We start from the raw sequence: 22,903 nt of genomic DNA on the forward strand, positions 1-22,903 counted from the left end.
GTCACTTGTCCGGGACGGGAGGCACGGCAATTCGTTTCGTTGCCGGCTTCTTCGAGCGTATAGGCGGACTCGGACAACGGGGTCGGGGTTGTACGTAACCGATGTCGCTCCGCTCACACCGGGTCGACCGGACGCGGCCGCTCCGTTCCGTTCCGTTCCGTTCCGTTCCACCGAACCGGCGTTGCGGCCTCGGGGCTCCGCCCCGGACCCCGCGCCTCAAGCGCCGGCGGGGCTGGATTTGCCGGACCGGCGTTACGGCCCCCGGGACTCAAGCGCCGGACCCCGCGCCTCAAACGCCGGCGGGGCTGGATTTGCCGGACCGGCGTTACGGCCCCCGGGGCTCGATTGCCCCACCCGCCTGTGGTGACCGGGTGTCGCCTCGGCTGTCGCCCACCGCCCTCCCCCGGAGGGGCAACCACGACTCCTCGCCCCTGGCGGTCGACGCCACGCGCCTTGGGCGGCAGGGTGGGCAAGGCGGGCCCCGGTGGGGCGCAATGGCGGCGAGGGGGCCGGCCCCGGTGCAGGGTGAGGGCCCGGCGCCACGGGGGCCGGGGCACCGTACGGGTCAGCCCGGAGGGAGGGTGCCGGCGGTGAGGCCGTCGTGGAGGGCCTGGACCAGGTGTTCGCCGAGGCGGGCGGCGTGGCGGAGGGTGTCCTCGAAGGTGGCGAGGGACTTGAAGCGCTCGCCGTACTCGGCCTGTTCCGCCAAGGGGAGGCGGGGCAGCTGGAGGCGGCGGACGTCGAGACGCGTGGCCGTGGAGGCGTAGCTGGACGCCTGCCGGTTGTTGGCGGTGGAGCGCAGGAAACCGGCGAGGAACCACGGGTCGAGCGCCCCCGGTTCGGGGCGCAGGAGGGCCAGGCCACGGCCGAGCGCGGCGCCCGCTGCCACCTCGTCGACGACGCGGACGGCGGCCGCTCCGCCCACCACCGGCACCACCACGTCCCCGACGTCGAGGATCACGGGCTCGTCGTCCGTGGTGTGGGCCCCTGAGGGCGCGGTCCCCGCCAGCACGTCATGGTCGGTGAGTACGGGTACGCGCGCGTGCCCACCCGCCCCCGAACCACCGTTGGTCGCCGCCGTACGCAGCGACAGCGCCCCCGCGCGCGCGAGTTCGCCGACCGTCGTCAGCGGCCAGCGCGGCGGCGAGACCACCGCGTCGGGGACAGGACCCGGAGCGAGCTTCATGGTCAGCCGCAGGACGTCGGCCAACTCCTCCCGTACGGAGGTCAGTTCCGCGGCCCCGCCCCCTGCGGCCGGCGGCGGCAACCTGCGCGCGGGCGCGAGGTCGACCTCGTCGTCGAGGAGGTCGATGACCGGCACGGAGCGGGCGAGCCCCGGCTGCTCCGCCAGCGACCCGTCCCGGTCGAAGGCGCGCCAGGCGTCGAGGACGGCGTCGCGCACCTCGCCCCACACGCGCTGCTCCCGTACGTCGCCGGTCTCGGCGAGCCCGGTCGTGTCGACGAGCAGCAGCTCGGGGGCGGTGGGTGCGCCCACGCCCGGGCGGCGCAGCACCCACAGGTGCAGCGGAATGTTGTTGGGCGGGACGGCACCGGCGGGCAGCGCGATCACCGCGCGCAGCGCGCCGCGGCGCAGCAGGTCGGCGCGGATGCGGCGCCCGGAGCGGCGCGAGGCGACGGTGGGCGGCATCAGGAGCACGGCGCTGCCGCCGTCCTTCAGGCGCGCCAACGCGTGCTGCACCCAGGCCAGTTCGGACTCGGTGCGGGCCGGGAGGCCGTACTCCCAGCGCGGGTCGTAGGCCAGCTCGTCGTGCCCCCAGCCGCGCTCGTTGAACGGCGGATGCGCGACCACCGCGTCGGCCCGTACGTCGCTCAGGGCGTCGGAGCGCAATGTGTCGGCGGCGGCGGTGCGCACGGCCGGGGCGTCCGCTCCGCCGTTGCCGTCGAGGGCGAGGCGGAGCGCGGTGAGCGCGGCGAGTTCGGCGGAGGCGTCCTGGCCGTACAGGGTGCGGCCGGGGCCCGGGGCGTGCGCGCGTACGGCGTCGAGGAGGGCGCCGGTGCCGCAGGCCGGGTCGAGGGCGGTGGCGGCCGGGCCCGCGAGCACGGCCATCAGCTCGGCGGGGCCCTGCGGGGTGAGCGTGTACTGGCGCGGGTTGGCGTCGAGGTGCCGGCCGAGCAGGAACGCGAAGGCGCCGCGGGCGCCCAGTTCGGCCGCGAGTTCGGCGGCGCCGCGCAGCAGCGGCACCGAGGGCAGCAGCTCGGCGGGGCGCGGTGTGGCGACTGCGCGCTGCGTGGCATGGCCGAAGCGCGGCGTGAGGACGCCTTCGAGGGCGGCCGACAGACGCCCCGTCAGATCCCGGCCGTCCTCGGTCGCGGCGAGCGCGAGCCATTCGGTGGGCCGGTCGTGCACGAGCAGCAGGGCGCAGCCCGTGTGCAGGAGCGCGGTGACCGGGCCCGCGGGGTGCCCCGCTAGCTGCTGCCACACGCGCTCGCGCAGCGGGACCTCGGCGAGCTTGCCCTGGTCGCGCAGCCACTCCTCGACCTCGGTGAGCGCGAAGGAGGGGCTGGTCTCGGTGCCGCCCACGGGCTTGGGGAAGTCGGCGTGCCTGCGGCGCCAGTTGCTGACGGCGGCCCGCCCCACCCCGGCGAGCCGGGCGATCCCCGCGGCCGTCACCTCTGTCGCGTTGTCCTGCACCGCTCCGACTCCTCCCCGGACGTCTGTCCCGCCCACTGTGCGATCGACGATACAGACCCCCGCGTAAGAACCGCATTCACACCCGTGAGCAAAACAAGTTCCGTGAACCAGGTTGACTCGGTTCACAGACAGTGCTGTTATTGCCTCAGCCAACCGCCGGACATTCGGAAAGCCGGGGGGAGGTTGGCGTCTCTCATCACGGAGGAACAGCTATGTCCCAGACCCAGCCGCCGCAGCAGTACCCGCAGTACCCGCCGTTCCAGCAGCAGCCGCCGCAGCAGGTCGCGCGCAACGGCCTGGGCACGGCCGCCCTGATCCTCGGCGTCATCGGCGCCGTCTCGGGGCTGATCCCGCTGCTGTTCTGGCTGGCCGGGATCCTCGGTGTGATCGCCCTGGTCCTGGGCCTGACGGGGCGCGGCCGGGCCAAGCGCGGCGAGGCCACGAACAAGGGCGTCGCCCTGGCCGGCACGATCCTCGGCCTCGCGGCCATGGGCCTCGCGGTCTTCGGTGCGTACACGACGTTCAAGGCGGTGGACGACGCGGTCGACGAGCTCAGCAAGTCGGTCTCCGACACGAAGACCAAGGACACGAAGCCGGCCGGCTCAGACGCCAAGGGCAAGGACGACAAGGGCGGCGAGGACGGCAAGGGCGGCAAGGACGGTGAGAAGCCGGCTTCCGGCAAGACGCTCGCCGCGGGCGACTCCGTGGTCTACGACGACGACCTGACCGTCGCCGTCTCCAACGCGGTCACGTTCAGCCCGGGCGAGTTCGCTGCGGGCCACAAGAAGGGCAACCACGCCTACAAGGTCACGGTCACCGTCACCAACGACTCCAAGGAGAAGTTCGACGCGAGCCTGCTGACCGCGGACGCGCGCGCCGGCCAGGAGGGCAGCACGGCGGAGCAGATCTTCGACGAGAACCTCGGGGACGGCTTCAGCGGCACGATCCTGCCGGGCAAGAAGGCCACGGTCGTCTACGGCTTCGACGCCCCGGCGGCCGCGAAGAACCTGACCGTCGAGGTCACGCCGAGCTTCGACTACGACGGCTCGCAGTGGGACCTGAAGCTGTAAGCGGCGGCTTCAGTAGCAGTCAGCAGCAGGGGGAAGGGTGCGGCACGCGTTCAACACGCGTGCCGCACCCACACGTTCGGCTCCACGTACACCGCGTATCCGTGTTCCGGCTCGCAGCGCACCGGCACCAGCGCGGCGGGCACCTCGACGGGGCCCTCCTTCTCGAAGGGCAGCCCGGTCCACTCCCGCCACTGCTCCAGCGATCCCGCGACGACCATCGAGGCGGGCGCGACCTTCTCGATGACGCCGCCCGCCCGTACGTGCACCCGCAGCCACGGATCGTGCGGCAGCCCGTCCGGCTCCCGCACCCGATGCGCGTACTCGCTCATCGGCGCCCGCGGTTCGAGGTGCTTGGCGCTCGGTCGCACCGGCGCGACGAGCTCGCGGAATCCGCGGGCCCGCGCGTTCTCACGCATCGCCGCGAGCATCCGCCCGGACAGGCCGCGGCCCTGGAGCCCCGGGGTGACGGCGATCTCGATGGCGCTCACGATGTCGGGCGCGACCCCGGCGCCGCGGTCGGCGAACGCCCACTGCAACACCTGGTCCCACCCGCCGTCCGGCAACTCCCCGCGCCCCTCGGCGTACAGCGCGAACGGCACGCTGTACGCCTTGGCGACGACCTCGCCTCCGGCGTCGGTCGCCACGAACGCGTACGCGGGCAGCTCCGCCCAGATGCGCCGCAGAAACGTGGCCGCCGCGATGTCGTGCCCGATGAACGCAGGCCAGGTGTCGGCCATCGTCCACATCGCGTCGGCGAGTTCGGGACGCTCGGCGAGGGTGGTGATCGTGATCGTCAGGTCGGTGCCGGGGGCGGGGTCCATGCGGACATGGTGCGGCGGAGGGGGCGGTGTCGCACCGGGTTTTCCACTCAGACGTAGACCCAGCGGTTGGCGCCGGAACTGTACGTGCACTTGATGATCCGGCCGTTGCCGGCATGCGTGGTGCGTCCGGCGTCGGCGTTACGGCAGAACTGGCCCGCGTTGTAGCAGTTGCCGGCGTTCGACACGATCTCGCAGGTGGGGGCGGCCGGTGCGGTCGTCCGCGGCGCCGTGGCCGTACGGGTGGGCGCCGGGGCCTGGGTCCTGGTCCGCGTCGGGGCGGGCGCGGGGGCCCGCGTCTTCGCCCGGGTCGGTGTGGGTGTCTTCTTCGGCGCGGGCGCGTGCGTGGTGCGAGTCGGGCTCGGCGTCGGCGTCGGCGTGGGCGACTCCGAAGTGGGGGTGGGGCTGGGAGTCGCGGACGCGGAAGCGGAAACGGACTTCGTGGGCCGCGCATCGGCGGCATCGTCCGAGCTCGTGCCCGATCCGCACGCGGCGACGGTGAGCGACAGGGCGAGCGCCCACGCCGCGGCGAAGCCCGCGGAGCGTCTGCGTATCGCCGACTGACCAGACCTGGAGAACATGTGGCCCCCGTGTGATGAAAGTGTGAACAACTGCGGTCGTCGCGCAGAGTAGTTCACACGGCCTCACACGGGAGCCCGTTCGGTGTTTTTGCAGGCGGTCGGCGTCTACGCCCCCAGAATCGACGTCAGGAACTCCCCCACCCACGCCAGCAGTTCCCGCCCGACCACCGGCTTGCCGCCCATCTTCTGGGGCTTGGGGCGCGGGACGAGGAGTTGGTTCGTGGCCGACTTGATGACCGTGCCGGGGTAGAGGCGCTTGAGGCGGAGTTCCTGGGACTCCCTCAACTCCACCGGCGCGAAGCGGATGTTGTTGCCCTGGAGCACGATCTCGCCGACGCCGCAGGCCCGCGCCAGCATCCGCAGACCCGCCACGAGCAGCAGGTTCTCCACCGGCTCCGGCAACTTGCCGTACCGGTCGACGAGTTCCTCGCGGACGTGCTTGATGTCCTCCTCCGTGTTCGCGGAGGCGATGGCGCGGTACGCCTGGAGGCGCAGCCGCTCGCCGGGCGCGTAGTCGTGCGGGACATGCGCGTCGACCGGGAGCTCGATCTTGACCTCCAGCGGCGGCTCCTCCTCCACGCCGCCTTCGAGCGAGGCGCGGTAGTCGGCGACCGCCTCGCCCACCATGCGTACGTACAGGTCGAAGCCGACGCCCGCGATGTGGCCGGACTGTTCGCCGCCGAGGAGATTGCCCGCGCCGCGGATCTCCAGGTCCTTCATCGCGACGTACATGCCCGCGCCCATCTCCGTGTGCTGGGCGATGGTGGCGAGGCGCTCGTGCGCCGTCTCCGTGAGGGGCTTCTCCGGCGGGTAGAGGAAGTAGGCGTAGCCGCGCTCGCGGCCTCGGCCCACGCGGCCGCGCAGCTGGTGGAGCTGGGAGAGGCCGAAGTTGTCGCCGCGTTCGACGATGAGGGTGTTGGCGTTGGAGATGTCGATGCCGGACTCGACGATCGTCGTCGAGACCAGGACGTCGTACCGCTTCTCCCAGAAGTCGACCACGACCTGCTCCAGGGCCTGTTCGGACATCTGGCCGTGCGCCGTCGCGATCCGCGCCTCCGGCACGATCGCGCGCAGCCGGGCCGCCGCCTTGTCGATGGACTCGACGCGGTTGTGGATGTAGAAGACCTGGCCCTCGCGGAGCAGTTCGCGGCGGATCGCCGCGCCGATCTGCTTCTCCTCGTACGGGCCGACGAAGGTGAGGACCGGGTGGCGCTCCTCGGGCGGCGTGGTGATCGTCGACATCTCGCGGATGCCCGTGACCGCCATTTCGAGCGTACGAGGGATGGGGGTCGCGGACATCGTGAGGACGTCGACGTTGGCGCGCAGCTTCTTCAGCTGCTCCTTGTGCTCGACGCCGAAACGCTGCTCCTCGTCGACGATGACCAGGCCCAGGTCCTTGAACTTGGTCTCGGAGGAGAACAGGCGGTGCGTGCCGATGACGATGTCGACCGAGCCGTCCCGCAGCCCTTCGAGCGTCGCCTTCGACTCCGTCTCCGTCTGGAAGCGGCTCAACGCCTTGACGCTGACCGGGAATTGGCCGTACCGCTCGGTGAACGTACCGAAGTGCTGCTGTACGAGGAGGGTGGTGGGGACCAGGACGGCGACCTGCTTGCCGTCCTGGACCGCCTTGAACGCGGCGCGGACCGCGATCTCCGTCTTGCCGTAGCCGACGTCGCCGCAGATCAGGCGGTCCATCGGGACCGTCTTCTCCATGTCCTCCTTGACCTCGGCGATCGTGGTCAGCTGGTCGGGCGTCTCCGCGTACGGGAACGCGTCCTCCAGCTCGCGCTGCCAGGGGGTGTCGCCGCCGAAGGCGTGTCCTGGCGCCGCCATGCGGGCCGAGTACAGCTTGATCAGGTCGGCGGCGATCTCCTTGACGGCCTTCTTGGCGCGCGCCTTCGTCTTGGTCCAGTCGGCGCCGCCGAGGCGGTGGAGCGTCGGGGCCTCGCCGCCGACGTACTTGGTGATCTGCTCCAGCTGGTCGGTCGGGATGTAGAGGCGGTCGCCGGGCTGGCCGCGCTTGGCGGGCGCGTACTCCACCACCAGGTACTCGCGGGTCGCGCCCTGCACCGTGCGCTGCACCATCTCGATGTAGCGGCCGACGCCGTGCTGCTCGTGCACGATGAAGTCGCCGGATTCGAGGGTGAGCGGGTCGATGGTCTTGCGGCGGCGGGCCGGCATCCGGGCGCCGTCCTTGCCGGCGGCCTTCTGCCCGGTGAGGTCGGTCTCGGTGAGGACCGCGATCTTCAACTGCGGGTCCACGAAACCGAATTCGAGGCTGCCGCAGGACACCTGGACGACGGAGGGCGTCAGCTCGGCGAGGTCCTTGTCGAGGCGGGCCGCGATGCCCTCGCCGCCGAGCACCTCGACGGTGCGGGACGCGGGGCCGTGGCCCTCGGTGACGTAGACGGCGCGCCAGCCGTCGGCGAGCCAGCCCTTGGTGTCGGCGAGGGCACGGGCGGTGTCGCCGCGGTAGGTCTCCGGAGCGTGCATGCCGAGCTGAAGGGTGTCGGCCTCCGTGTCCGCACCCGCCTCGTCCGCCGCGAACGGGGACACCGACCACCACATCATCCCCAGCTCACGGGCCCGGTCCCGGACGTCCGCGATCGACCACAGGGACGCCGCCCCTACGTCGATGGGGGCCTTGCCGCCGGTCGCCGATGCCGCCCACGACGCCTGGAGGAACTCCTGGCTCGTCGCGACGAGGTCGGCGGCCCGGGTGCGTACGCGCTCCGGGTCGCAGACCATGGCCATCGATCCGGCCGGGAGCACGTCGAGCAGCAGCTCCATGTCGTCGACGAGGACGGGGGCGAGGGACTCCATGCCCTCGACGGCGATCCCCTCGGCGATCTTGCCGAGCAGTTCGCCCAGCTCCGGGTGCTCCTCGGCGAGTTCGGCGGCGCGGGCGCGGACCTGGGCCGTGAGCAGCAGTTCACGGCAGGGCGGGGCCCACAGGCCGTGCTCGGCGATTTCGAGGGAGCGCTGGTCGGCGACCTTGAAGTAACGGATCTCCTCGACGTCGTCGCCCCAGAACTCGACGCGCAGCGGGTGCTCCTCGGTGGGCGGGAAGACATCGAGGATGCCGCCGCGCACCGCGAACTCGCCGCGCTTCTCGACCAGTTCGACCCGCGCGTACGCCGCCGCGGCCAACGCTTCGACGGTTTCTTCGAGGTCGGCGCTCTGGCCGGTGCGCAGGGCGACCGGTTCCAGGTCGCCGAGGCCCTTGACCTGGGGCTGGAGTACGGAGCGGATGGGGGCGACGACGACGGAGACCGGTCCGGTCTCCGGGTCGTCCGTGCTCGGGTGCGCGAGGCGGCGCAGCACGGCGAGACGGCGGCCGACCGTGTCGGAGCGCGGGCTCAGCCGCTCGTGCGGGAGCGTTTCCCACGAGGGGTACTCGGCGACTCCGTCGGCGGGCAGGAGAGAGCGCAGCGCCGCCGCCAGGTCCTCGGCCTCACGCCCGGTCGCGGTCACCGCGAGCACGGGGCGCTTCGTCTCGCGGGCGAGCGCCGCGATCGCGAAGGGGCGGGACGCGGGCGGCCCCACCAGGTCGACGTGCATCCGGTTGCCGTCACCCGCGGCCTTCACCGCCTCCGCGAGTGCGGCGTCCTTGACGACGGCGTCGAGCAGTCCGTGCAGACTCATGGAGAAGATCCGTCCCGGGTCAGTGGGCAACGCAAAGGGCCCGACACGTCTGGCGGGCCGGGGGTTTCCAGAGTACGTCGTCCTCCGGAGGTGCACCCGTTTGCTCGGTTTCGGCCACCCGGGGGTGCGGTCGCGGGGCTCCGCCCCGGACCCCGCGCCTCAAGCGCTGGCGGGGCTGATCATGCCGAAACGGCGTTACGGACGCGGGGCTCCGCCCCGGACCCCGCGCCTCAAACGCCGGCGAGGCTGGGAATGCCGAAACGGCGTTACGGACGCGGGGCTCTGCCCCGGGCCCCGCGCCTCAAGCGCCGGCGGGGCTGGGAATGCCGAAACGGCGTTACGGACGCGGGGCTCTGCCCCGGACCCCGCGCCTCAAGCGCCGGCGGGGCTGGAGATGCCGAATCGGCGTTGCGGGCGCTTGGTGGGCCCGGCCGCCGAGAGGCCCCCGCGGGTGAAGTGTCGCGGGGGCCTGTTTGCTGTGCGGGGTGGGCGCTACTCCGTCGCGATCGCCCCCAGGACGTTCATCCGGCCCGCCCGGAACGCCGGGACCAGGGCTGCGAAGAGGCCCACGAAGGCCGAGGCGATGAAGACCGCCAGGATGGTCGGCCAGGGGATCTCCAGGACGCCGAGGCCCTCCAGGGCCAGGAGCTGCTGGGCCGTCGCGCCCCAGCCCATACCGAGGCCGAGGCCCAGGAGGGCGCCGAAGACGGCGATGACCACCGACTCCAGGCGGATCATGCGGCGCAGCTGGCGGCGGGAGAGGCCGATGGCGCGCATCAGGCCGATCTCGCGGGTGCGCTCGACGACCGACAGGGCCAGCGTGTTCACCACACCCAGTACCGCCACGATGATCGCTAGCGCGAGCAGGCCGTAGATCATGTTCAGGAGCTGGCCTATCTGGTCCTTCAGCGTCTGCTTGTAGTCGGTCTGGTCCTTGACGTGGACCGTCGGGTCGGCGGCGACCGAGGCCTTGAGTGCCTTGTACGCGGCGTCGTCCTTTCCGTCGGCCGCCTTCGCGAACATCATGCCGTTCAGCGGCATCCGGTCCGCCGGGAGGTACGAGGCGGCCGTCGACAGGTTCGTGTACATCGCGCCCTTGTCGAATGTGGTGTCGTCCGACGTGATGGCCGCGACCCGCAGCTTCGCGGTGCGTCCGTGGTCGAAGGCGGCCGTCATCGTGTCGCCGACCTTCACCCCGTGCTTCTCGGCGAAGCCGGAGCCGACCGACATCGCGTTCTTCCCGTACGCCGCCGACAGCTCGCCGGAGGTGGTCTCGCGGCGCAGGTCCTGGGCGTAGGTGGGGGTGGCGGCGACGAGTTCCTCGGACTTCTTCGCGCCGTTCGGCGTCGTCAGGTCGGCCTTGACGTATTTGACCTCCGTGACGTGGCTGACGTACCCGTCCTTCTGCACCTGCTTCAGGTCGCGCGCCGCTTGCGGCTTGATGCCGCCCTGGCCCTCGACGATGAAGTCCGCACCGACCGACTTGTCGAGCTCGCTCGTCGCCGAGGCGACCATCGAGGAGCCGACGACGGAGAGGCAGGCGACGAGGGCGAGGCCGATCATCAGGGCCGCCCCGGTTGCGCCGGTGCGGCGCGGGTTGCGCAGCGCGTTGCGCTCGGCCATGCGGCCCACCGGGCCGAACATCCGCAGCAGCACGGCGCTGATGACGCGGACCACGATCCCCGCGAGCAGCGGGCCCACGACCACGAAGCCGATGAGCGAGGCGACGATGCCGACGCCCAGCCACAGCGCGCCCTGGCTCGCCTTGTCGGCCTGCGCGGCGAGGTAGAGGGCGAATCCGCCGCCGCCCGTGAGGACGAGGCCGATGACTCCGCGTACGACGCCCGCCTTGACGTCCGCCGGGGTGCCCGCGTCGCGCAGCGCGGCCATCGGGGAGACCTTGCCCGCGCGGCGGGCCGGCAGATACGCGGCGAGGACGGTGACGACGATGCCGAGCAGCAGGCCGATCGCCGGGGTCGTCCGCTTCACGGTCAGGTCGTCGGTGGACAGCTCCATGCCCATGGACGACATGAGCTTCATGAGGCCGATGGCGAGGCCCATGCCCGCGCCGACGCCGAGGACCGAGCCGACGACGCCGAGCAGCAGCGCCTCGACGAGGACCGACCGGTTGACCTGCTTGCGGGAGGAGCCGATGGCGCGCATCAGGCCGATCTCGCGGGTGCGCTGGGCGACCAGCATCGAGAACGTGTTGATGATCAGGAAGATGCCGACGAGGAAGGCGATGCCGGCGAAGCCGAGCAGGGCGTACTTGATGACGTCCATGAAGGAGCCGACGTCCGAGGCGTTGGCGTCCGCCGCTTCCTTCTGGGTCTGGATCTTGTACGTGCCCGTGAGCTCGGCGGCGACGTTCGCCTTCAGCCGTGCGTCGCTGACGCCCTCGGCCGCGGCGACGTTGATCTGGGTGAACTTTCCGGTGGCGCCGAGGAGTTCGCGCTGGGCGGTCGCGGTGTCGAAGTAGACGACGGCCGCGCCGGGGTTGGTCATCTTGAAGGAGGCGATGCCGGTGATCTTCGCCGTGAAGTCGCCGGTGGCGGCGATGGTGCGCAGCTCGTCGCCCATCTTCAGGTGGTGCTTCTTCGCCGTGTCGGCGTCGACCATGACCTCGGTGGGGCCGCGCGGTGCGTGCCCGGAGGTGATCTCCATGGAACGCAGGTCGTTGTGCGTCCAGTTGCCCGCGATGGTCGGGGCGCCGGTGGTGGAGCCCATGTTCTTGTTGTCGGAGTTCACCACGGTCACGTTCATCGAACTGACCGCGCCCTCCACCGACTTGACGCCCTCGGCCTCGCGGACCGTGGCGAGCGTGGACGCCGGAAGCGCCTCGGGCCGTCCGGTGGCGCTGCCGTCGTCGTCGGTCTGGTCGGCGCCCTTGGGGCTGACGGACACGTCGGGCGAGGTGGCGCTGAACAGCTTGTCGAAGGTCTTGTCCATCGTGTCGGTGAACACGAGGGTCCCTGAGACGAAGGCGACCGACAGCAGCACGGCGATCGCCGAGAGGGCCATCCGGCCCTTGTGCGCGAAGAAGTTGCGCAGCGAGGTCTTCATGACCGTATTGGCGGCGCTCATGATGTGCGCCCGCGTGCGTCGAAGTCCTTCATCCGGTCGAGGACGGCCTCGGCGGTCGGGCGGCGCATCTCGTCGACGATGCGGCCGTCGGCGAGGTACAGGACGCGGTCCGCGTACGAGGCGGCGACCGGGTCGTGCGTGACCATCACGATCGTCTGGCCCAGCTCGTCGACGGAGCGGCGCAGGAAGCCGAGGACCTCGGCGCCCGCGCGCGAGTCCAGGTTTCCGGTCGGCTCGTCGCCGAAGATGATCGACGGCCGGGACGCCAACGCCCGTGCCACGGCGACCCGTTGCTGCTGGCCGCCGGAGAGCTGGGTGGGCCGGTGCTTCAGGCGCTCGGCGAGGCCCACGGTCTCGACGACCTGGCGCAGCCACGCGGCGTCCGGCTTGCGGCCCGCTATGTCCATGGGGAGCGTGATGTTCTCGATCGCGTTCAGCGTCGGCAGCAGGTTGAACGCCTGGAAGATGAAGCCGATCCGGTCCCGGCGCAGCCGAGTCAGTTTCTTGTCCTTGAGGCCGGTGATCTCGGTTTCGTCCAGGAAGATCCGCCCCGCCGTGACCGTGTCCAGGCCCGCGAGGCAGTGCATCAGCGTGGACTTCCCGGAGCCCGACGGGCCCATGATCGCGGTGAATTGGCCGCGGGCGATGTCCACGTCCACGTGATCGAGGGCGACGACGCGGGTCTCCCCCGACCCGTACGCCTTCACCAGCTGCCGCGCCCGTGCGGCGACGGCCGAACTCTGTCCAGTGTCCCTGTACCCGGGAATGGTTGCAGCCGTAGTCACGGTAAGTCTCCTAAGTCGGTCACGCGTCGGATGCGTGAATCAGCGCCCTGTGCGGCTCAGTCTGGTGGACCGGGGTGCCTTCGCGGATTGCGGAAAGGCCCCGTCTTTTCCGGGGGAAAACCCCACCCCCGAACGCTACGAACAACCCCCGGCCCCACTCGTCCTCCAGCGGGACGAACCGACCCTGCCCCGATCTACGGAGGCTCCCTTAGGGGAGGTCCACCCCTCGGTGGACCTCTACTCAGGGACGACTCCACCCGCATAAGCTCCTGACGTAGATACGTGCAGGGGGAACACATGCAGGGAACCACCGACCGACGGCGCGGCGCGGTCGTCGCCGCGCTGATGCTGAGCATGGCGCTCGCCGCGCTCGACTCGACCATCGTCTCGACGGCGGTCCCGCAGATCGTCGGCGACCTCGGCGGCTTCTCCGTCTTCTCCTGGCTGTTCTCCGGCTATCTGCTCGCCGTCACCGTCACCCTCCCCGTGTACGGGAAGCTGTCGGACACCCTCGGCCGCAAGCCCGTCCTGATCGCGGGCAGCGTGCTGTTCCTGGCCGGCTCGCTGCTGTGCGCGTCCGCGTGGAACATGGCGGCGCTGATCGCCTTCCGGGTGGTGCAGGGCCTGGGCGGCGGCGCGATCCAGGGCACGGTGCAGACGCTCGCCGCCGACCTCTACCCGCTTGAGGAACGCCCCAAGATCCAGGCCAAGTTGTCCACCGTGTGGGCCACTTCCTCGGTCCTCGGCCCGGCGCTCGGCGGGGTCCTCGCCTCGTACGCGGGCTGGCGCTGGATCTTCCTGATCAACCTGCCGATCGGCGCCGTCGCGCTCTACCTCCTCGTACGGCATCTGCACGAACCGCGCCGCCAGCGGACGGCCCGGCCGAAGATCGACTGGGCGGGCGCGCTCGCGGTGTTCGCGGCCGGCGGGGCGCTGCTGACCTGGCTGGTGCAGGGCGGGGTCGCGTGGGCGTGGGGATCGGCGCCGTCGATCGCCCTGCTGTGTACGGGTGTTGGGCTCATCGGCGCCGTGTTCGTGATCGAACGGCGGGCGGCCGAGCCGATCCTGCCGGGGTGGGTGTGGCGGCGGCGGACGATCGCGGCGGTCAATCTGGCGCTCGGCGCGATGGGGCTGCTGATGGTGGCGCCGACGGCGTTCCTGCCGACGTACGCGCAGTCCGTCCTCGGCCTGTCCCCCACGGCCGCCGGATTCGTGCTGTCCGTGATGACGCTGAGCTGGCCGGTCTCGGCGGCCCTGAGCCAGCACGTGTACCGCAGGATCGGCTTCCGCGACACGGCCGCGCTCGGCATGACGGCCGCGTTCGTGCTGCTCGCGGCGTTCCCGCTGCTGCTGCCCTTCCCGGGCGAGGTGTGGCAGCCGACGCTGCTCAGCCTGCTGCTCGGCGCGGCCCTCGGCCTCTTCCAACTCCCGCTCATCGTCGGCGTGCAGTCCACCGTCGGCTGGGCGGAGCGCGGCACCGCCACCGCGTCCGTGCTCTTCTACCGGCAGATCGGGCAGACGGTCGGCGCCGCCCTCTTCGGCGCGGTCGCCAACGGGGTGATCTCGGCCCGCCTCGGCTCGGGCGCCGACCTCGACTCGGTGGCCCGTGACAGCGGCGCCGACGGGGTGCGGCGGGCGATCGACGCGGCGGTCGACTCGGTGTACGTGGGCGCGGCCTGCGCGGCGGGGGTCGCGCTCCTCGTGCTCCTGACGCTGGCCCCGCGGCGCTTCCCCGTCCTGGAATCGGAGCCTCCCGGTCCCATAGCGGACGAGGGCGGGCAGGAAAAGTCATCCGCCGTACAACTCCCCGACCAGCAACACTCACCCCCCGTACAAGAAAAGTCGCCGCACGCCGACTGATCGTTCAGCTAAACGCTCCCCAACTCGTCTACCTACGAGTAACGTTCCGGCTCCCCACACGCTCCCTGCGGTCCACCGCGTCCTCGATGGGCCCGGCGGACCCGAGCCACGCAAGGAGAACCGGGATGTCGCAGCCGTACCCTCGCCTGAACGCGCACTCGCACCGTCTCCCCCGTCACCCCGACGCCCCCAGCAACGAACTGCGCCTGCTGCGCACCGCGTACCGCTGGCAGCGCCGCGTCGCCACCCTGACCGCGCTCGGCTACTTCACGCTCTTCCTGCTGCTGTCCGCGTTCGCACCGGGCCTGATGAACCGCTCGGCCACCGGCGGCCTGTCCACGGGGCTGCTCATCGGCCTGTGCCAACTCCCGGTCGCCTGCGTCGCGTTACTGCTGTACGAGTACACGGCGCGACGCCGCGTGGACCCGCTCGTGCACCGGATCCGGCGCCAGTGCCACCAGTTCCGGCGGAGCGGGAGCGCCGCGCGGTGAGCGCGGACCGCGTCCTCGCCGCCGCGTCCACCGACGCCATGTCCCTGGTCGCGTTCACGGCGGTGGCGACGATCACGCTCCTGCTGTGCATCATGACCGGACCCGACCGCGACGGCCTGGAGGAGTTCTACACGGGCTTCGGCCGCCTCGGCCCGGTCCGCAACGGACTGGCCATCGCGGGCGACTACATCTCCGCGGCCACCGTCCTCGGCACCGGCGGCGTCATCGCGCTGGTCGGCTACGACGGTGTGGTGCTGGCCCTGAGTACGGCGCTGTCCCTGATGCTGCTGATGTTCCTGCTCGCCGAACCACTGCGCAACGCGGGCCGGTTCACGATGGGCGACACGCTGGCGCGCCGGATGCCGGGGCGCTCCGCGCGGATGGCGGCGTGCGCGGCGACGATCGCGGCCCTGCTGCCCATGATGCTGGTCCAACTGGCCGGCGCGGGCGACCTGTTGGCGTTCCTGCTCGGCTTCACCAGCGAGGGGTTCAAGACGGCCTGCGTGATCGCGCTGGGCGGGCTCATGATCAGCTACGCGGCGATCGGCGGCATGAAGGGCACGGCCGTCATCCAGATCTTCAAGATCGTGATGCTGCTCGGCTCGGGCGCGGTCATCGCCCTGCTCGTCCTGCGCCGCTTCGACTGGGACCCCGGCACCCTCCTCACGGCCGCCGCCCGCGGCAGCGGCGCGGGCAACGCGTACCTGACGTCCGGCCTCCAGTTCGCACACAGCCCCACGCCCCGCCTCGACATGATCACTTCGGAGCTGACGCTGGTCATCGGGGGCGCCGCGCTGCCGCACGTCACGATGCGCATGTACACGGCCCGGCACGCGCGCGAGGTGCGGCGCTCCATGACGTGGGCGGTGTCCGCGGTCGGCCTGTTCGTGCTGGTCATCTCCGTGGTCGCCGTCGGCGCGACGGCGATGCTGGGCAGCCGGGCGATCACGCGGGCCGACCGGCAGGGCAACACGGCGTATCTGCTCGGGGCGCGCGCCGTCTTCGGTACGACGACGACCACGGCCGAGTCCCTGCTCTTCACCGCCGTCACCACGGCACTCTTCCTCACGCTCCTCGCCTCGGTGGCGGGCATGATCCTGGCCTGCGCGAACTCCCTCGCGCACGACGTGATCTCGTACGGGAAACGGGAGTTGACGGACCGTAGAGAACTGACGCTCGCCCGTATGTCGGCCCTCGCGGTCGGCGCCTTCGCGATCGCGCTGGCCTGCGTGTTCCAGCACCGCAATCTGCAGCCGCTGGTCACGCTCTCCTTCTGCCTCGGCGCATCCGCCATCGCCCCGGCCCTCGTCTACAGCCTCTTCTGGCGCCGCTACACGCGCGCGGGGCTGCTGTGGACGCTGCTCGGCGGCACGGCGGCCTGTGTGGTGCTGATGACCGGCACGAACCTGGTGTCGGGCTCGCCGACCTCGGCGTTCCCCGGCATGGACTTCAACTGGTTCCCGTTCACGACCACGGGGGTCGTGTCCATCCCGCTCGGCTTCCTGTTCGGCTGGCTGGGCACGGTCCTCACGGACCGGCGCAGGGCGGCGGCGCAGCGACAGCAGTACGAGGCCGTGGAGGCGTGGATCCTGGCGGGGGTGCCGGCGGCGCCGGGTGAGCGGGCGCGGGGCTGAGCAGCCGGGGTGCGCCGGGTGTCACTTGCCGAGGCGTGCCGCGAGTTCGGTGCGGCGGGCGAGGACGGAGTCCTTGAGCTCCTCCATCTCCCGCAGCGCGTCCCGGCGTTCACGCTTGGCGAGGCGGTCGATGTAGAGGCGGCCGTACAGGTGGTCGGTCTCGTGCTGGAGGCAGCGGGCGAAATAGCCGCGGCCCTCGACGACGACCGGCCTGCCGTCCTTGTCCTGGCCGCGCACGACGGCGTGGTCGGCGCGCGGCACCGACTTGTACGGCCCCGGCACGGAGAGGCAGCCCTCCATCTCGTCGACGAGCCTGCGGTCGGCCGGCGGCTGCTCGTCGAGCACGGGGTTGCAGATGTGGCCGGTGTGGCGCACGCCCCAGTCGTCCTCCATGTCGTACACGAAGAGCTGGAGGTCCACGTCGACCTGGTTGGCGGCGATGGCCGCGCCGTGGGCGACGTGGTTCGTCGCGAACATGTCGTCGATGAGGTGGTCGAGGTCGGGCGTTCCGAAGAGGGTGTCGGTGACCGGGGCGCAGCGGCGGCGCAGTACGTCCTCGCCCACGACGGTGATGCGCCGGACTGCGCCGCGCGTCACCTCGGGCAGCAGTTGCCCCTCACCCATGCCGTCCCAACCCCTCACATCCGCACACCACTTACCCTCCCCCAACCTTAACCGCCCCCCTACGCCCCGGAACTCCGCCCCGGACCCCGCGCCTCAAACGCCGGCGGGGCTTGATTTGCTCACCCACCGCTCGAAAGCTCGCGGCCTACTGAGCCCCGCCGGCGTTTGAGGCGCAGGGCCGGTGCCGGTAATTCAAGCCCCTCCGGCGATTGAGGAGCGGGGTCCGGGGCAGAGCCCCGCGGCGTGGGAGGACGGGGGCGCGGAGGGGACGGGTGACGGCTCACTCCGTTTCGGCCGCGGCCTTGCCCGTGAGGGTCGCGAGGGAGGCACGAACGTGTTCCATGTGCGCGCGGAGCTCCTCGCGCTGCTCATCGTGCTCCCCCAACACCCCCTCCGTCTCCCGCTCGATCCGCTCCGCCCGCGCCCGCGCCTGCGCGACCAGCTCCGCGGCCGCCGCCTCCGCGTCCTCCTGGCCGTGCCGCGCCTCCTCCTCGCTCTCGGCGAGCGCCCGCTTCGCCTCCGAAAGGCGTTCCTCTGCCTCGGCGACGGCACCGGACTCCCACGCCTCGGAAGCGGCCACCTGCTCGGCCGCCTCCCGGTCGCCCTCCTCGATCCGCTCGGCGTGCTCCTTGGCCTGGTCGGCGAGGTTCGCGTCGGTGCGCTCACGCATCTCGCGCAGCGCCGCGAGGGCCTCGCCCCGCGTCTCCTTCACATCGCGCCGGGCGGACACCCGGATGTCGTCGGCCTCGGACTGCCCGGCGGCGATCCGCCGCTTCGCGTACTCCTCCGCCTTGCCGCGCACCTCGTCGGAGTGGGCCTGCGCGTCGTCGCGCGCCTCGTCGGCCGCGGTCCGCGCGGCGTCGGCCGCGTCCTCCGCGTCGGCCGTGGCGGCGCCGCGCACGGCGGTGGCCTCCTCCTCGGTCAGCTCCAGGAGGTACTGGGCGCGCTTGCCGAGCGATTCGTACGTCTGCGGGGCGAGGTTCGCGACGGCCTCGCGCAGCCGCTCGGCCTCCTCCTCCATCTCCTTGGCGAGGACGGTGAGGCGCGCGGCCCGCTCCCAGGCCTCGTCACGCTCCTGCGAGAGCGAGGCGGCGGCGGCCTCCACCTGCTCGGGACGGTAACCCCGGCCTCGTACGACGACGAAGCCGTACTGCGACGCCTCCGCTCCACCCGCAGCGCTCATCTCGATTCCCCTCTCCGGCAGGGCCCCGGCAAGGCTCCGGCAAGCCCGATCTACGACATTTTGCGCGATTGGCGCACATCTTGATGGAACAACCAGAAGCGTCCACATTCCGACACACGTGACACTTACATGGCACGCACATCGCTCTCACGTGGCGCTCAGATCGACCCACTCGGTCCAGGATGCGTCAATTGCTGTCGAAAGTCGGAATCGTGTCGTCCTCGCGCAGGGCGGTGAAGAGCTGCTCGGCCTCGCTCTCGTTCCACATCACCACGTCCCCGACCCCCGAAACATAGGGCTCGCTGCCCACGGGAACGGTCGTCGTCCCGGCCGGGTCCGACATCTTCACGCCCATGTTCGCGAGCGCCGCGACCCCGGTGTCCGGGTCGACGGTGAGCGCGTCGAGCGAGGCGCTCATGAACGGGACCAGCTTCCACGGCGGGACGAGCACCCGCAGGCTGAGCGCCTTGTGCGCGATCGCGTCGACCAGCTGCTGCTGCCGTTTGACCCGGCCCAGGTCACCGTTGGGATCGGAGTAGCGGGCGCGGGCGTACTGCAGGGCCTGGGTGCCGTTCATCGTCTGGCAGCCCGCGTCGAAGTCGGCGCCGGACTTCTCGTCGTGCAGCCCGCCGTCGGCCACACAGATCTCGACCCCGCCGAGCGAGTCGACGACATCGACGAGCCCCAGGAAGCTGACCTCCGCGTAGTGGTCGAGGCGCAGCCCCGTGGCCTGCTCCACGGTCTGCGTGAGCAGCTTCGCGCCGCCCACCGAGTACGCGTAATTGACCTTGTTCTTGCCGTGGCCGGGGATCGAGACGTACGAGTCGCGCGGGATGGAGACGAGATACGGCCCGCTCTCCCCGTAGTGCAGGACCATGATCGTGTCGGTGCGATTGCCCTCGTCGTTGCCGACGTGCAGCTCCTTGCGCTGTTCGGGGGTCAGGTTCTCCCGCGAGTCCGAGCCGACGAGCAGCCAGTTCGTGCCCGCGCCCGCCGCCGGGCGGCCGTCGTAGTCGCTGAACGCATCCGTCGTCTGCAGCCGCGAACCCGCCCAGAAATAAAGGCCCGTGATGTACGCGGCGAGCACGATGAGGACAACCAGGAGGGTCAGCGCGACCCGCCGGGGCCAGCGCCGCCGGGGTCGGGTCGCCTTCACGGTCGTCGGCTGACTCCACTCACCTGCCATGTGCGCATGATCGGGGCGCTCGACCGATCCCGCAGGTCGAGAGCCGAGCGCCCCGCCTCAGACTTCTCTGCGCCGATGTACGCCGATGTACGTCGGCGTACGTCGATGTACATCGGCGTACGCCGTTACAGCAGGCCGTCCCACATCTGCTCCAGCAGCACCGACCACCACGTCTCGGGCGAGCCGAGGGCCGCCGGGTCGATGCCGTTCAGCTCCGCCTGGAAGTCGACGGTCCAGCGGCCCGCCTGCTCCTGGTTGAGCCCGAAGCGCAGCCGCCACATGCGGCCGAGCAGCGCGAGCGAGCGCGCGAACTCGGGCAGCCCGGTGTTCACGAACTGCGGCGCGGGCGGGGCGGCTGCCGCGCCCTCGGGGCCCGCCTCCACCGGTACGGCCACGATGTTCGCCGTCCCGTACTGCACGCACAGCGCCTTGCCGAAGTCGCTGCCCATCACGAGGTACGAGCCCGCGTCCGAGGCCGGCTGTACGCCACGCTCCTGCGCCAGTTCGGCGAGCGTCGGCACCGGGCGGCCCGGCTGGGCCTGGGCCCAGAAGAACGGCCCGAAGTCGGCGGGCAGCCCGGCGACGACGAGCGTGTGCGCCACGACGTCCGGGACGCCCTGCCGCGACACGGCCCGCTGGTCGAACCGGAACACGCCGGGGCCGAAGGCCGCCGCGAGCTCCTGGGCGATGCCCTCCGGGGGGAGCGGCGGGGTGGGGTTGCCCGGTCGTAGCGGGGCGCGCACCGGGGCCGGGCGCGCCGGGCCGTCGGCGACCTGGTGCAACTCGCCCTGGTGCGCGATGAGTTGCTGCATGCCCTGCTGGCGGCTCGCGTGATCCGTCCCGTACGGCGCGATCGACGTGATCCGGGCCTGCGGCCACTGCTCCTTGATCATGCGGGAGCAGTAGGCGCCCGGCAGCGAACACGACTCCAGCTCCGTGTGGAGCTCCAGCACCTGGTCCGGCGGGATGTTCATGCCGCGCAGCTCGTGGAAGATCTGCCACTCCGGGTGCGGGGTGCCGGGCGCGGACCGCCGGATGAGCTGCTGCTCGGACCCGTCGGGCGCGCGGTACCGCAACACGGCCTGATACCCGGGCCCCACGGTCGGCGGCCCCACCGGCTGCTGGACCTCCACCTGCTGCGGATATCCGTACGCCGCCGGGGGCGGGGGCGTCGCACTGGGCGGTGCCGATGGGCCGGGGCCTTGCGGGCCAGTGCCTTGCGGGCCGGGGCTTTGCGGGCCAGTGCCTTGCGGGCCGGGGCCCGAGAGCATCGTCGCGGCGTGGTGCGGGCCGTCGCCGGGGGCGCCGGGGGGTGGGGTGTGGCTGCCGCCGGGGGTGCCGGGAGGCGGGGTGGGGCTGCCGCCAGGCGTGCCGGGAGGCGGGGGCGGGCTGCCAGCAGGCGTGCCGGGAGGCGGAGTGGGGCCGCTGCCGGGGGCGCCCGGAGGCGGGGGTGGTGCGGACGGGCCGGGGCCTTGCGGGCCAGCCCCTTGCGGGCCGGGGCCTTGTGGGCCGGGGCCCGAGAGCATCGTGGCCGCGTGGTGCAGGCCGTCGCCGGGCGGCGGGGTGGGGCCACCGGGGGCGCCGGGAGGCGGCGGAGGCGTGCCCGGGGCGCCGGGCGGGGCGGGCGGCGGCGGAACCTGACCGCTCTGACCACCACCGGTTCCGGCGGAGCCACCGGGGGGCGGGCCCGCCAGCACCGTCTCCGACCGGTGCACGTTCTCGCCGGGCGGCGGGGGCGGCGCGGGGGGACCGGGTGGGGTGGGTGTCGCGGGGTGGCCGGGGGTACCGGGGGCTCCCGGGGTGCCGGGAGGTGCGGGCGGGCCGAGTGGCTCAGGTGCCCCGGGAGAACCGGGCGCACCCGATGTACCCGATGTACCCGACGCACCCGACGCACCCGACGCACCGATGGCGTCAGGAGCGCCCGCCGAGGCGTCCTGGTGGCCGGCCGGGCCGGGGGGCCGGAGCATCTGCGTAGGGACGTAGCCGCCCGCCGGGGCACCGGGCGGACCCGGTGGTGGCGGAGTCTGCGCATCGGCGCCCCGAGGGGGCTGCGCCTTGCTGGTCGCGGCGTTCGCGATGTCACCGGCGTCCGGGGCGAGGGGACGGCCGGAGGCATCGCGGGCCGGGGCCTCGGAGCCGCCCTGCGGGTAACCGTACGAACCCCCCGGCGGCGGTGGGCCGGGCACCGCCGTACCCGGAACGGGCGGCGGGAACGCCGCGGCACCGGAGGCCGAGCCCTGCGGGTAGCCGTACGAGGCGGGAGGGGGCGGCGGCTGAGCGGCCGGGTCGGCGGAACCCTGCGGGTACCCGTACGAGACAGACGCGTCCGACGCGGGCGTCGACGGTGCTGGAGGCGTGGCCGGAGGAGAAGCCGGAGGCGTGGCCGCACCCTGCGGGTAGCCGTACGAGGCCGGGGCCTTCGGTGCGGGTGTCGACGGAGGTGGCGGCGGGGGCACGGGCGGGTAGCCGTACGAGCGTGCTTCCGGGTCCTGGTCCAGGGCCTGGGACACCGCCGTGGGCGGGAGTTGGCTGCCCCCCTTGATCAGGGCCGTCTTCGCGTCCGGTGTGACACCGGGCGGCGGCGCGTCCTCGGCGAGCGGCGGCGAGAACACCGTGTCGGGCAGCGGCACCGAACGGTCCTCCTCGTCCCCCATCCCGTTCGTGTCCGTACCGGCCCACGGCGTGACACCGTCCGGAACCGGCGACGGAACGGCGTCCTGCGGCTCATCGGCGACCGAAGCCCGAGCCGGAACCACGTCCGACGGCACCTCCTCAGCCGGAACCGAGGCCGAGGCCGCAGCCGGAACCACGTCCGGCACCGCATCCGCCGGCTCCGCCGCACCCGACGCACCCGCCGGGGCCACCGGAGCCGCCGCACCCGCCGCCCCCGCGGAACCGCGCTCCCGCTCCCCCTTCCTGTCCGCCGCCTCCTGCAACCACTCCGGCGGCGTCAACAGGAACGACGTCTGGTTCAGGTCCACCCGCTCCGGCGGCTGCGGAGCAGTGGGCTCCGCGGCCACGTCCGGGAGGCCGTACTCCTCCTCGTAACGACGAATCACCTCGCCCACCGGCAACGCGGGCCACAGCGACGCGTCCCCGCTGTCCCGCGCGATCACCAGCCGCTGGCGGCCGCCCTCGGACACCGGACCGGCCTCCCGGTCCTCCGCCCACACGACGAAGCCCAGCTCGAACTCCCGCACCCGCACCTCACGGTGCGAGGACGCGGGCACGTCGCCGTTGATCCATTCCTCGGCGCGCTCCTGCGCCTGCGCGAACGTCACCATCGCAA

The 22,903-nt window shown here is 72.2% G+C and carries 15 protein-coding genes; 5 read left to right on the forward strand and 10 right to left on the reverse strand.

Going from position 1 to position 22,903, the window contains the following annotated elements:
- Window positions 1-565 precede the first annotated feature (565 nt).
- Window positions 566-2,653 (reverse strand): N-6 DNA methylase, encoded by a 2,088-nt coding sequence (locus RBJ65_RS29675; protein ID WP_306323630.1) that lies wholly within the window; start codon window positions 2,651-2,653, stop codon window positions 566-568.
- Between the two features lie 212 nt (window positions 2,654-2,865).
- On the opposite strand from RBJ65_RS29675, the gene RBJ65_RS29680 reads away from it, so the two are divergent.
- Window positions 2,866-3,723, forward strand: coding sequence for a DUF4190 domain-containing protein (locus tag RBJ65_RS29680; RefSeq protein ID WP_306323629.1), 858 nt, complete (start codon window positions 2,866-2,868; stop codon window positions 3,721-3,723).
- Window positions 3,724-3,773: 50 nt separating this feature from the next.
- On the opposite strand, the gene RBJ65_RS29685 is transcribed toward RBJ65_RS29680, so the two are convergent.
- Together RBJ65_RS29685 and RBJ65_RS29690 are read right to left on the reverse strand one after the other, a co-directional pair.
- Window positions 3,774-4,544, reverse strand: a complete 771-nt coding sequence (locus tag RBJ65_RS29685) for an N-acetyltransferase (protein WP_306323628.1) — start codon at window positions 4,542-4,544, stop codon at window positions 3,774-3,776.
- A gap of 47 nt (window positions 4,545-4,591) precedes the next feature.
- Window positions 4,592-4,729 carry a hypothetical protein gene (locus tag RBJ65_RS29690; protein ID WP_306323627.1) on the reverse strand — a complete coding sequence of 46 codons (138 nt, stop codon included), beginning with the start codon at window positions 4,727-4,729 and terminating at the stop codon, window positions 4,592-4,594.
- 10 nt (window positions 4,730-4,739) lie between these two features.
- On the opposite strand from RBJ65_RS29690, the gene RBJ65_RS29695 reads away from it, so the two are divergent.
- The gene (locus RBJ65_RS29695; RefSeq protein ID WP_306323626.1) at window positions 4,740-5,105 is read left to right on the forward strand and encodes a hypothetical protein; all 366 of its coding nucleotides are present in this window, start codon (window positions 4,740-4,742) and stop codon (window positions 5,103-5,105) included.
- Window positions 5,106-5,227: 122 nt separating this feature from the next.
- Here RBJ65_RS29695 and mfd read toward each other — a convergent pair whose 3' ends face one another.
- From mfd to RBJ65_RS29710, 3 genes are all read right to left on the reverse strand, one after another.
- Window positions 5,228-8,767, reverse strand: coding sequence for a transcription-repair coupling factor (mfd, locus tag RBJ65_RS29700; RefSeq protein ID WP_306323625.1), 3,540 nt, complete (start codon window positions 8,765-8,767; stop codon window positions 5,228-5,230).
- Window positions 8,768-9,259: 492 nt separating this feature from the next.
- The gene (locus RBJ65_RS29705; RefSeq protein ID WP_306323624.1) at window positions 9,260-11,851 is read right to left on the reverse strand and encodes an ABC transporter permease; all 2,592 of its coding nucleotides are present in this window, start codon (window positions 11,849-11,851) and stop codon (window positions 9,260-9,262) included.
- Window positions 11,848-12,636 carry an ABC transporter ATP-binding protein gene (locus tag RBJ65_RS29710; protein ID WP_306323623.1) on the reverse strand — a complete coding sequence of 263 codons (789 nt, stop codon included), beginning with the start codon at window positions 12,634-12,636 and terminating at the stop codon, window positions 11,848-11,850. Before RBJ65_RS29710 ends, RBJ65_RS29705 begins: the two co-directional genes overlap by 4 nt.
- 297 nt (window positions 12,637-12,933) lie before the next feature.
- On the opposite strand from RBJ65_RS29710, the gene RBJ65_RS29715 reads away from it, so the two are divergent.
- From RBJ65_RS29715 to RBJ65_RS29725, 3 genes are all read left to right on the forward strand, one after another.
- The gene (locus RBJ65_RS29715) at window positions 12,934-14,496 is read left to right on the forward strand and encodes an MDR family MFS transporter (RefSeq protein ID WP_306323622.1); all 1,563 of its coding nucleotides are present in this window, start codon (window positions 12,934-12,936) and stop codon (window positions 14,494-14,496) included.
- Window positions 14,497-14,621: 125 nt separating this feature from the next.
- The gene (locus RBJ65_RS29720) at window positions 14,622-14,987 is read left to right on the forward strand and encodes a DUF485 domain-containing protein (protein ID WP_306323621.1); all 366 of its coding nucleotides are present in this window, start codon (window positions 14,622-14,624) and stop codon (window positions 14,985-14,987) included.
- A gap of 38 nt (window positions 14,988-15,025) precedes the next feature.
- The gene (locus RBJ65_RS29725) at window positions 15,026-16,621 is read left to right on the forward strand and encodes a cation acetate symporter (RefSeq protein ID WP_306323682.1); all 1,596 of its coding nucleotides are present in this window, start codon (window positions 15,026-15,028) and stop codon (window positions 16,619-16,621) included.
- 21 nt (window positions 16,622-16,642) lie between these two features.
- Here RBJ65_RS29725 and def read toward each other — a convergent pair whose 3' ends face one another.
- The 4 genes from def to RBJ65_RS29745 all read right to left on the reverse strand — a co-directional run bounded on the left by def (window position 16,643) and on the right by RBJ65_RS29745 (window position 22,898).
- Window positions 16,643-17,245, reverse strand: coding sequence for a peptide deformylase (gene def / locus RBJ65_RS29730; RefSeq protein WP_306323620.1), 603 nt, complete (start codon window positions 17,243-17,245; stop codon window positions 16,643-16,645).
- Between the two features lie 280 nt (window positions 17,246-17,525).
- A complete protein-coding gene (locus RBJ65_RS29735; protein WP_306323619.1) occupies window positions 17,526-18,428 on the reverse strand; it encodes a cellulose-binding protein in 903 nt (300 codons plus the stop codon).
- Between the two features lie 187 nt (window positions 18,429-18,615).
- Window positions 18,616-19,614, reverse strand: coding sequence for an LCP family protein (locus tag RBJ65_RS29740; protein ID WP_306323618.1), 999 nt, complete (start codon window positions 19,612-19,614; stop codon window positions 18,616-18,618).
- Between the two features lie 125 nt (window positions 19,615-19,739).
- Window positions 19,740-22,898 carry an SUKH-4 family immunity protein gene (locus RBJ65_RS29745; protein ID WP_306332184.1) on the reverse strand — a complete coding sequence of 1,053 codons (3,159 nt, stop codon included), beginning with the start codon at window positions 22,896-22,898 and terminating at the stop codon, window positions 19,740-19,742.
- Between the last annotated feature and the right edge of the window lie 5 nt (window positions 22,899-22,903).

The sequence above is a fragment of the Streptomyces sp. KL109B genome (assembly GCF_030766935.1).
Lineage (GTDB): Bacteria > Actinomycetota > Actinomycetes > Streptomycetales > Streptomycetaceae > Streptomyces.